Source organism: Bacteroides sp., from assembly GCF_029057325.1.
GTDB lineage: Bacteria > Bacteroidota > Bacteroidia > Bacteroidales > Bacteroidaceae > Bacteroides.
Genome location: NZ_JAICZW010000033.1, coordinates 1 through 5,852 on the forward strand (window position 1 = coordinate 1; position 5,852 = coordinate 5,852).

Below are 5,852 nucleotides of genomic sequence, written 5' to 3' on the forward strand. Positions count from 1 at the left end.
AAGGTAGGCGGCTTGCAACCTCAAGGTGAACTTTTTGGATTCGCCTTGCTTCAGGTCGAAGTAGGTCAGCACGCGGTCATCCCTGACATCCTGATAGGTATAGTTGCGGGTAGAGGGTGCTGTGGAAGTGGCGTTCACCTGTTCATTGTATAGTTCCCATCCCGAAGGCAGGATGTGGGTCAACGCCAGATTGCTGTAATCGGACGTTCCGCTGGTATTGCTTACCGTAACGGTGGCCATGAAGTCGGTTCCTTGCCAGATGTCGGCGATGGAAAGGGGGGCACCGTTCATTTCGGTATATTTCACGTCCAGGCTCAGATTCTTGCTTATGGCAGGTAATGTGTCATTCAACAGCTGCATGTGTGTGATGAGATCCACACTCAAAGCTCCCTTTCCTCGGTTGCTCAATGTGATTTTTCCCGCATGCGGTGTTGGCGGGAGTTCCTTCTCAAATACGGCTTTAGCCGATTTCACGGTCGGTTGCTCTTTTCCGTTCAGGCTCCAGGTGAAGTCCAGTGTGCCGGACAACTTCTCTGCCAATCGTCCCATAGCCATCAGGGCATAAGCGGTGGATTGGGTATTGAACCACTCTTCCCGGGACAAGTTTTGTGAAACGACTTTGGCCTGTTTCAGGGCCTCCTGTTCGCGGTTCATAAGGAGCAGTGTCTCCAGAATCATGGCTTCGTCGCGATCCGATGAGCCATAAACGGAGTTTTGCGAGGAATATGGGGCGACGGTGGTCTGGATGTTGAATACCAGTTCTCCCGCAGGCTTCATCTTGCCGATCAGCGCGTATGCGGCTGCCAACCTCCATTTGGCTTGTACGGACAATCCCGGTTGCTCTTTCATCCGGTTCATGGCTCCCTGTTCCGGGGCGCCCGCCAGTGCCAGGGTGTAGAGCCTGAATGCCTGTTGCAGTTCGCTCTGTGTTTGCAGCCATTCATCGTTTTGCTTGGTCTTCTGCCAATTCTGGGCGGCGGCACGTTGGAAGTGCTTCCATTTATTCAGTACATGCTGGTTGACGGCATACCCTTTTTCCTGTGCCAACACCAGAAACATGCCGGCGTAGGAGGTTATCCATTCGTCGGCAGTGGAATTTCCCGGCCAATAGACCCATCCTCCGTTGGAGAGCTGGCGTGCATAGAGCTGGCGAATTCCTTCTTGTACGTTTGCCTTTATCTTCTCACTCTCTTTCTCGTCTATGGCCTTGAATTGGCTGACGAACAGCAGGGGTAGAGCTTTGGAGGTCAGCTGCTCGGTGCAGTTGTGCCGGTACTCATAAAGGAAGTCGAACCTGCGGCTGATGTCTATCGACGGTATGCGCGACACTTCCAGACGGAGGCGGTTGTTGGCGGCCGTCGCTCCTTGCAGCGTATAGGCGAGGGTGGCATTTCCTCCTCCTCCTATCCACTCGCTGCTGCGAAGTGTTACGGCCGGATTGGGGTTGCGGACCTCTATTTCAATTGTCTCTTTGGCTTGTTGTCCTCCTCCTTGGGCTGTCAGTTGGATAGTGGCTTTTCCTGTCCGGTTGCCGGTCTTCAATTGGAAGAAGACAAGTTGGTCGCCCGGTTGGGTGAAAGTGACGGATTGCCGGCTATTGCCTGTCACTTGTACTCCTCCACCGGAAGCCTGAATGGACACAATTGCTTCTTTCACGCCTTTTTCCATGGCGAAGACATTTACCGGGACGCTGATCTCCTCTTGTGTGCTCAATACACGCGGCAGTGTGGAAAGCAGCATTAACGGTGTCCGCACATACGAACTCTTTTCCGCCTTTCCGTAGGCTCCGTCTTGTCCGGCTATGACCATGGTGCGTACAGAACCTACGTACATGGGCAGCTTCAAGGTATGTGTCTGCCTCTTCCCTTTCCCGATGTAAAAAGGCCCGATAAATTTCACTACCGGTTTAAAGCGGTTTGCCTTGGCATCGGCAGGTTTCAGCGTTTCGTCTCCTCCGGTGCTGAACAGGGGGTATCTTCCGGCAGAAGCGCCCAATACATCGTCGTACATGTCCCACGTGCGGATTCCCAATGCTTCGCGGGCATAAAACTCATTCCACGGGTCGGGGGTCTTGAAGTTGGTCAGGTCCAGTAAGCCGTCATCTACGATGGCCAATGTATAGGTCATGGGTTTTCCCTCCTTTTCGCTGACGGTGACTTTGAAGTCGGTTTCAGGACGCAGTACTTCGGGCATGTCGATTTGCGGTTGCAGCATCGTTTGCTTGTCGGTAACCGCTACCGGCATCACTCCATACATGCGTATCGGCAAGTCGTTTACGGTCTGTGCATGGGGTTGCAGCAGGCTGATGTGCAGATAGACGTTGGGTGCCATCTCCGGAGTGATTTTGAATGAATACTTCGTGTCGCCTTGGTCGCTTACTTCAATCCATTCGCGTTTCAGGAGGGTGGTTCCGTTCTCTAAAGACACCAGTGCGCGTCCTCCGGCAGCGGTAGGAATGATGGCGGTTGCCGTCTCACCGGTTTCGTATGAATCCTTGTCTAAGGAGAAAGCCAGCATCTTGATGCCGCTGGGATTTGCCTTGTTGGAACGTCCGCGCCATTCGGGCCAGTCTATGTAGATGGTTCCTCCGGTGGCGTGGCCGCTTTCCTTGTCTTTTACATAGACCAGATAGCGTCCCCATTCCGGGTAGTCCACGCGGAATTTGAGGCTGGTTTTCCCGCCGGAAGTTTGCAGGGTTCCGCTGGCTACCGGCGTGATGGAGCTGTTGTTGATGTAAGTGCCGAAAGACTTTTCCTGATTCTCCCACCACCAGCTCCAGTCGATGCGGTAAATTTTATATTCCAGGTTGGAACGGTCGGTTGCACGGCCCTTGTCGTCCACCGTTACAATGTCGAACCGATGTTCCTTGTCGGTCTCCAGGTATTTCCCTTTCGGCCGGTTCAGGTTGATGCCGACGTAGGAGGCGAACGGTGAGAAAGGTACACTCCGGGTAAAGATGCTGGCATCTCCGCCCGGTTCGAATATGCGGGTGGTCAATGTCGCGTTGAGCATACCCGGTGCATGGACGGCGTTCGGCAGTTTCAGCAAGAAGGTGGCTTTTCCTTCCTTGTCCAGCGTACCTTTGAAGACTTCTGTCTTGACGGTGGCAAATTCTGTGGCAGGATTGTTGAAGATATACTCTCCGTAGTTCTTGAACTGGGTGTTCACTTTGGATAAGGACATCTCTGTCCGGACTTTCAGTTGCGAGGCTGTGACACCTGTCAGCCATGCGGCGGATAGCCGGGCGGGGATTTCCTTGGCCGATGCCTGCACGATGTCTTGCGGCAGTTGCAGGTCCATCTTCAGACGGTTCGGCTTGACGGTCTCTATGCGCAGGCTTTTGTGGAAGGCGGTGCCGCCCACTTTGACGTATGCGTTCCAAAGCCCCGTCGGATCTTCGGCCTGGGTAGGTACATGGAAGGTGTAAAATCCGTTTGTTCCTTGCGTGGAGACTGCTCTTGTATGGATTTGCCCTCGCGGGTTGTATATTTCCAGTGCAACGGGATGCCGGTCGGGAATCCTTTTGCCCCGGTCTTCTAAGATGAAGGCGATGTGTAGGGTATCTCCCGGTCTCCAGACCCCTCTTTCGCCGTAGATGAATCCTTTCAGTCCTTTTTGCACCTCTTTGCCACCTACGTCGAATCGGCTGACAGATTGCTCTTCGCCATCTGCCACGCGGACGTAGGCTTTTTGCTTTTCAGCTTCGGCCACCATGATAAAAGGAACCCCTTTGGGAGTGATTTCGGCAAATCCCTCGTCATCGGTTTCGGCCGTTCCTACGGGTTGCAACTGGAAGTTATAGGCGGTTATTCGGGCGTTCTTTACAGGCTTGGTGTCCAGTATGTTGTTGACGGTGATCCATAACTTGTTCAGCGAGTTCTTCTTTACAATCATGCCTAAATTGGAAGCCAGCACATTGCAAGAGGCAGCCCGGTCCGAACTCATGTAATAAGAAGGGTGACAGGGATTGTTCCGTTCTTTCCAGTCATACATCTGCCAGTCCATCTTAATGCCGCCGTTGTAGTAAAAATAGCTTTGCGGTATGTCCCAATCGGCTTCTTCGGTTTCGGAAACAGCCGATCTGTCGATGGAGATGATTCCGTTTGAGGCGGTGTTGTCGGCAAACTTTATCTGTTTGTTTTCCGCTTCTCCGCAGGGATAGGCGGAGTATTCTTGCCGGAAGGACAAGATGACCCGGTAGATGGCTCCCGGCTCTTGCCGGATGAGTCCGGCAAGGTCGATGGAGTAGTCTCCCCAACGATGTATGTTCTTGGAACCGTCTTTGTCCAGCCAGAGTGTTTTTTTATAGACCAATCTTCCCGAACGGCGCAGTTCGTTGGTAGAGGAGAGTGTGTTGGTCTGCATGAACATCAGTACGTTGCTTTCAAAGATGCGGATGACGCTTAAATCCACCGCATAGAGATTGACCGCCCGGAACGGGATGACCAGACTCTTTGAATCGGGCAGGATAGCGGCGGAATTGTCCATCTCTACCTGCGGCTTGAGGTTGAGCTCGCCGAAGGAGATGGAGTGGGAGGCAGCAAGCGGTTTCTCCCGATAATCCTTGACTCCCTGGCTTATTTGGAGCGTTATCCGGTTCAGCTGGTTGGCTTCAAAATAGATATATACTTTGTTCTCTTTGATTTGGAATATCGAAGAGGGGACTTCCGGAATTTCAATCAGTCCTTTTAAGTCCTGGGTTATGGAAACCGGATTTGAGAAGGTGATTTCAATCCCGTTCTCCGGTTGTTCGATGCGTTCGGCTGAAAGGAACCGGAAGCTGTCTTTGGCAGGGATTTGTATCGTTTCTGCAGCTTGGCAATCTATTCCGGCAGCTGCTCCGTCTGCTGTGATATGCAGGTCATACGCCTCTTTGTCTTTGGGAAGGTCGTTTATTTCAAACAGATAACGGGTGGGACTGTCGGTCGCGACAATCTTGAGGGGCGGAATCTCTTTTCGGCTGCTATGAGCGGATATAATTTTTTCTACTTCTTCCTTTTTTACGATGTCGCTGAAACGCAGCTCTCCTTTTACATCGGCATGGTCCGGTCGGGTAGCTGTGACAGAGATGGGTTGGGGGTGCAGGGTGAAATTGCGTTCCTGTACCCGGAAGGTAAATTTAAACTCTTTCAAGCGCTTGCCCACCTCCAAAAAGTCTCCTAACCGGAAGGTGCCTGTATAGAGTTTGCCCGATTGCAACGCCCCCTCTTCGGGTACGAATTCAAGGGTGTTGTTGCTGCTCCAATAGGCTTTTCCTTTCAGGGATGGTGAGAAGCTGAACGGGTTCTTTTCCAATGCATTGTTCAAATCCACCATCATCTGGTCTTGCGCCAATTCGATGCGGATGCTGGAATTTTGTGAAATGACGCCTCCCGTATAGGCATTTATATAAGGGGCATATTCGGCAGAAGGAACAATGTCTTCCTGATTGCCGTTGCAGGAAGACAAAACGCCGATGGCAAGTAGAAAACCGAATAGTTTTTCAACTATCCGAAGCAGGGGGTTGGTTCGTTTCATGATATATTTCTCCATTTAAACGATTATCGCTATGTTTACAAAGGCTAAAGTTACAGAGATTTATTTTATGACGGATGATTTTTGCAGAAAAAATGCAATCTGACCACAACTTTTCATTGCAGGCTTATATGAATTTTATTTTGTCTGCTGAACGATTTGTTCAATCTACTTAATTGCATGTAAAGTATTTTCTATCTTTCTTTTTGCGGCCTGCAAGTCCCGATGAAAAAACGTCCTTTCTTTATTCTCCCCCGGCTTTTCCTGTCTGCGCCTAATCCTACCCCTACCAGGGCCTATTCGGCTTCGGACGTTCTTCGGACAAACTCCACTCCCTA

At 51.4% G+C, this 5,852-nt stretch carries 1 protein-coding gene; it reads right to left on the minus strand.

The window, feature by feature from the left end; translation table 11 throughout:
• A partial coding sequence (locus tag K2G43_RS02235; RefSeq protein WP_300152858.1) for an MG2 domain-containing protein occupies positions 1–5,517 on the minus strand: 5,517 nt, incomplete at its 3' end.
• Between the last annotated feature and the right edge of the window lie 335 nt (positions 5,518–5,852).